The following is a 4,149-nucleotide window of genomic DNA, read 5'->3' as shown; positions in this document are numbered from 1 at the left end:
AATCATTTCGGCCTGTCGTTTTGATTGGCGGTTAATCATGGCACCCCGATCTATGTAAAACCCCTAGAGCTTTACATATATGCCTCATGTACATGAGACATATCAAAAAATGAACAATCTGCTTTAGAGCCTTACCACACAAGGGATACAAGCATTTAAAACCCTATTATTTTATGTGTTCTCTCTTAATCTCATTAGTGGCCTTGCCCCTAGGCGATGCCTAACCCCAGATTTACACACCGCCCCTGCGCTGCGCTTGAGGGATAAAGGCGGCCAAGGCCGCAAAAACCTAACGGCCAAATCCGCGGCTGTTTGTTTGGTCTTGTGTAACGGCTTGGATCACCTCTGGCTGTGCAAAAACGGCCTTAACCGTGCGCTGGCAATAGTCCAGCTCATGCCCTGCCTTACGGGTCGGAAGTTCAGGGCTGGCCTGCTCTAGCGCCTCTACGATGCTGCTAGGGTCATACCCCTTTTTAGCCATTGAGGTGCAGATCATGTAATCGGCTTTCGATATATCCATGGACTCCCCATAACGCTCTGTAAGCGTTTTTAGCTGGTTTTGGTACTCACGTATGGCTTTGCTTGGGAAATCGCTTGTGCGTCCGTTTAGGGCGCTTTCTAGGCGTGTCTTACGCTCGGTTACAGCCTGTTGGTTTTGTACGTCCTTGGTCGTTGCGTCCACTAAGGCGGTTCCGTTCGTGGCAGATTTACCGCTCGACTCATGAGATAAAACCCATGGGTTATGCCCCATTTCGTTTGTATGTTCGGGTTTTTTGTTTGTAAAGCCCGCTAAGCGTCCGTAATGCCGCCAATCTGCGCTGTTTGCGTCAGCGCCAAAATGTGAGGCTATGGATTTGCTTATGTGGGTGGCAATAGCAGGATCAAGCGGCTTTTCTGATACTCGAATCCACGCTTGATAGTTTTTCGGGCTTGTTTCGATAACGGTGGCCGGCTCCAATCCCTTGGCTTTCATTTGCGCTATTTGGCCTTGATTTACGTCATCAACAAGTATGATCCCGTGGTTTTTATCGCCCGATGGCCGAATGTAAATATCAGCCCCTTTGGCGTTTTCACGCTTTAGCCAGGGCACCGAATTCAGCAGCTCTTTATCAGTCCATTTACGGCTCATCATTTGCCCGTTTTTGTCCCTGATTCCCACTTCAAAATCGGTGCATTTCATAGCCGTGATCTGGCGCCTAACAGCTAGGTAAGTTTTATCGTTCACCAGCCCAACCGAATTATCAGATAGCTGATCCCGTCTTGTTCCGTCAGGCTTGGATTGAATAAGATTAGCAATACGATCAGCAGCACTAGAATAGGTGTTAGTGAAGCCATTAGAACCCACAACCAAATCCGACGACCCAGCCCCCCTATTGTCTCCCTCGCCTTGTCTGTCGTGTTCCAAACCCCGTTGGCGGCTTTGTTCATTTCTTTCGCTACTTCCGTCCATTGGTCGGCTGATTTCTTTTGGTAACTCGTCCACTCTGCCGCTTGCCTTTTGCTCGCTTCCTCTTGGGCTATTATCGACTGTTCCGCTCGGTCTGATAATTCCGCTAGGGCTATCGCCAATGGCTCGATCTCCATTGCCAATTCCTCCACGTTCCGTACGTTTTTTAGTTTCGATATTGTGCTCATAGTTTAATACCCTTATTTCCGTTTCTAGCTGTTTGATTTCCTGATTTGCAGCATCAACATTTAAAGCAATTTCTGCTCTGTCTGTTTTAATTCCTCGGTTTTCCATTTCAATAACTTTTGCACCGATATGAATTTGCGGCACTCTATTTATGCCTTGCTCTTCTAGTGTTCTGTGGTCTATCCGTGCATCACTTCCAGCTAAAGCTAACGCTTTGTTAGCGTGTTTTTCCCATGATGATCTTGTGTCGTTTAACCAATCTTTACGGCGGCTTGCAATGTCTGCTTTTTTAGCACCGCCTTTCTCTGGCTCTTTGGAATTATAACGCTTGAACCATTTGTCAGGCGTCCGACTTATCCCATCATTTATTCGTTCTGAAATCATAAGATGACAATGAGGGTTATCACCATTTCCTGCATGGATCGCTAGCGTGTAAGTTAGATTTAGTTTCCCTGTTAAATGGTCAGCAAAACTACCAGCTAGTTTTTTTTGCTGCTCGACTGTTAGTTCTGTCGGTAAAGCAAATTCCACTTCACGAAAAAGCGTTGCATTGGAACGCTCATATAAATCCGATGCGTCCCAAAATTCACTAGGTTTTTCTACCCACTCGGGCATGTTCCCCGATTGGGTATAAACGACTTCATCTTTATCACGGGAATATTTATTTTCCCGTTGTATGTAGTCAGACTTGGCCTTAGCTGACTGGCCGTTTTTTCGGCTGCCAGTTTTAACTGTCAGGTGATAAATGGCCATGAATTTTAAACCTCAAGTTAAAAATTTGTCTTGGTCTATCTTAGCTCTAAAGGTGGCACACCTTCGCACGGGGTTTCTCAAAGGAGCGCAGCGAGTGCAGGAGAAACCCCTAAGTGCGCCCTCCTCTCTTCGCTCGGTGGTTAGATTGCGCCCTGCTCCATCTGATGATACTCTAATGCTTACCGTAAAACAAAGAGGTAAGCAATGAGTAAATCAGATGATCGACTAGCTAAACTTGAAGAAAAGAGAGCGAAAATAAACGCCGAAATTCAAAGAGTAAAAGCAAGGGAGCAGCAGCAAAAAAGGAAGGATGAAACAAGGCAGAAGGTTCTGATTGGTGCGATGATATTAGCTAAGGTTGACAGCAAGGAATGGCCAGAAGACAGGCTGCAAACTGCTATGGATCAATTCTTAGACCGTGATAGTGATAGGGAGCTTTTTGGACTTGGTAAAAAAGGCGTTGTCAGCAGTGACAATAACGCCCCTGAGTGATGCACTTTACTTTGCGGCCTTGGCCGCCTTTATCCCTCAAGCGCAGCGCAGGGGCGGTGTGTAGTTAGTGAATGTTTGGCTAGTGCCATGCGGCTGGGGTTTCATCTTCCATCTTTACTAAAGTTCGCTGCTGTTGGCTGGCTGCAATCAATGTGCAGTAGTCAAGATTTAACCCCAGTTCGTGCATAGTCTTAAAGGAAAAAGTACCCGCTTCTTTCTCGTCGTTTGTGTAACCACGCGCATCTTTTTTCCAAAATCCCTTTTCACTTTTTATATAATAAGTCATTCGTTATTTCTCGCTATATCTCTAAAGAAATTTAACTGCTCGCAATACTTTTCATAATCTTCCTTTGCTTCTTTAGCATTGGGATCATAGTCGTAATGCTCGCACCACTTTTCAAAACTTTCCATTCATAAACCCCGCTTAACGGTTAACGCTCGTGCTCTTCATAATTTAAACAACGGTCACATAAAAAACCACGACCCTTGGTATAATAAAACACACCATGACAGCCGCAATCTTCACAGCCGATATTAGTTTCTTCGTCGTCGTCCCTGTCTTCATGATCTGCGTTTGTTTCGTGCATTTTAACACTCCTGTTTTAGTGGTTAGTCCAAATCTAAATCTGTTTGATCTGGTGGTGGTAATTTGTCATTACCGACTACCATTCTTTCAGATTTTGAAATTAGTGTTGGCACCCGTTTCAACTTAACTTTAGGGTTTGCTCTTAGGTCTTTATCTTGCTCGTCTAGAGTAGTTATTACCTTGGCGCTAAAGTCTGATAAATAGCGATTGTTCCCCTTGTCTGTCCAGAAAACAGCACTATTCAAAATGTAGGCGTTTGCGGTGCCGACCTTGACAACTTGAACCCATTTATCTTCCTTTAAAACTCTCACAGCTCTGTCTAATGTTGGCCGTGATTTTCCTAGAATTGTCTCCATGGCTTTGAACGAAATCATAACAGCGTTTTGCTTGTCCATAGACTGGGCTAGAACCATCAGTAAATCGAGTGCTAAGGCGCTCTTAGCTCCTAGCTCTCCAATCGCTCTTAGCTCTGCTCTGGACACTTGAACAAAGTCCATGTTTTTAGGTAATCGCTGAGAAATTCGCTCGGCTTCAAGCAAGTCAGACATTTTTATAACTTGCTGCCTTAATCTTTGGATTTCGTCTTCTTGATTGCTCATAAATTAGCCTTTACATATATGTCTCATGCCATGATCGAAACTCAATCATTTGTCGTTAAACTCTAATCATTTTGTGATTGAAGTCA

The 4,149-nt window shown here is 44.7% G+C and carries 7 protein-coding genes and 1 pseudogene; 1 reads left to right on the top strand and 7 read right to left on the bottom strand.

The genetic code is table 11. From position 1 onward, the window contains the following. Positions 1 to 289: 289 nt before the first annotated feature. The 3 genes and pseudogenes from R0134_RS16570 to R0134_RS16560 all read right to left on the bottom strand — a co-directional run. The gene (locus R0134_RS16570; RefSeq protein ID WP_413641473.1) at positions 290 to 1,129 is read right to left on the bottom strand and encodes a RepB family DNA primase; all 840 of its coding nucleotides are present in this window, start codon (positions 1,127 to 1,129) and stop codon (positions 290 to 292) included. A gap of 92 nt (positions 1,130 to 1,221) precedes the next feature. Continuing rightward, positions 1,222 to 1,584, bottom strand: coding sequence for an IncQ-type mobilization protein MobB (locus R0134_RS16565; protein ID WP_413641472.1), 363 nt, complete (start codon positions 1,582 to 1,584; stop codon positions 1,222 to 1,224). A 157-nt stretch (positions 1,585 to 1,741) separates the two neighbouring features. Continuing rightward, positions 1,742 to 2,386, bottom strand: a pseudogene (locus R0134_RS16560) (MobA/MobL family protein); the annotation flags it as partial. 204 nt (positions 2,387 to 2,590) lie between these two features. Here R0134_RS16560 and R0134_RS16445 point away from each other — a divergent pair. Next, positions 2,591 to 2,878 carry a mobilization protein gene (locus tag R0134_RS16445; RefSeq protein WP_319784505.1) on the top strand — a complete coding sequence of 96 codons (288 nt, stop codon included), beginning with the start codon at positions 2,591 to 2,593 and terminating at the stop codon, positions 2,876 to 2,878. A 79-nt stretch (positions 2,879 to 2,957) separates the two neighbouring features. Here the strand turns inward: R0134_RS16445 and R0134_RS16440 are convergent, their stop codons facing one another. Genes R0134_RS16440 through R0134_RS16425 form a run of 4 tightly spaced genes read right to left on the bottom strand, consistent with a single transcriptional unit; the run spans position 2,958 to position 4,063 of the window. Further along, positions 2,958 to 3,164, bottom strand: coding sequence for a hypothetical protein (locus tag R0134_RS16440; RefSeq protein WP_319784504.1), 207 nt, complete (start codon positions 3,162 to 3,164; stop codon positions 2,958 to 2,960). Further along, a complete protein-coding gene (locus R0134_RS16435) occupies positions 3,161 to 3,289 on the bottom strand; it encodes a hypothetical protein (RefSeq protein ID WP_319784503.1) in 129 nt (42 codons plus the stop codon). The genes R0134_RS16440 and R0134_RS16435 overlap by 4 nt, the downstream gene beginning before the upstream one ends. Before the next feature lie 20 nt (positions 3,290 to 3,309). After that, positions 3,310 to 3,465: a hypothetical protein gene (locus tag R0134_RS16430; RefSeq protein ID WP_319784502.1), complete on the bottom strand. Its 156-nt coding sequence runs from the start codon at positions 3,463 to 3,465 to the stop codon at positions 3,310 to 3,312. Between the two features lie 22 nt (positions 3,466 to 3,487). Next, complete coding sequence (locus tag R0134_RS16425) at positions 3,488 to 4,063, bottom strand: hypothetical protein (RefSeq protein ID WP_319784501.1); 576 nt, start codon at positions 4,061 to 4,063, stop codon at positions 3,488 to 3,490. Positions 4,064 to 4,149: the final 86 nt, after the last annotated feature.

It is taken from the genome of Oceanisphaera sp. IT1-181 (assembly GCF_033807535.1).
GTDB lineage: Bacteria > Pseudomonadota > Gammaproteobacteria > Enterobacterales > Aeromonadaceae > Oceanimonas.
This window is presented reverse-complemented; position numbering and strand designations above follow the sequence as displayed.

Coding starts and splice junctions, on each gene's coding strand:
- R0134_RS16570 (WP_413641473.1), bottom strand. CDS start 1,129: ATGAGCCGTAAATGGACTGATAAAGAGCTGCTGAATTCGGTGCCCTGG.
- R0134_RS16565 (WP_413641472.1), bottom strand. CDS start 1,584: ATGGAGATCGAGCCATTGGCGATAGCCCTAGCGGAATTATCAGACCGA.
- R0134_RS16445 (WP_319784505.1), top strand. CDS start 2,591: ATGAGTAAATCAGATGATCGACTAGCTAAACTTGAAGAAAAGAGAGCG.
- R0134_RS16440 (WP_319784504.1), bottom strand. CDS start 3,164: ATGACTTATTATATAAAAAGTGAAAAGGGATTTTGGAAAAAAGATGCG.
- R0134_RS16435 (WP_319784503.1), bottom strand. CDS start 3,289: ATGGAAAGTTTTGAAAAGTGGTGCGAGCATTACGACTATGATCCCAAT.
- R0134_RS16430 (WP_319784502.1), bottom strand. CDS start 3,465: ATGCACGAAACAAACGCAGATCATGAAGACAGGGACGACGACGAAGAA.
- R0134_RS16425 (WP_319784501.1), bottom strand. CDS start 4,063: ATGAGCAATCAAGAAGACGAAATCCAAAGATTAAGGCAGCAAGTTATA.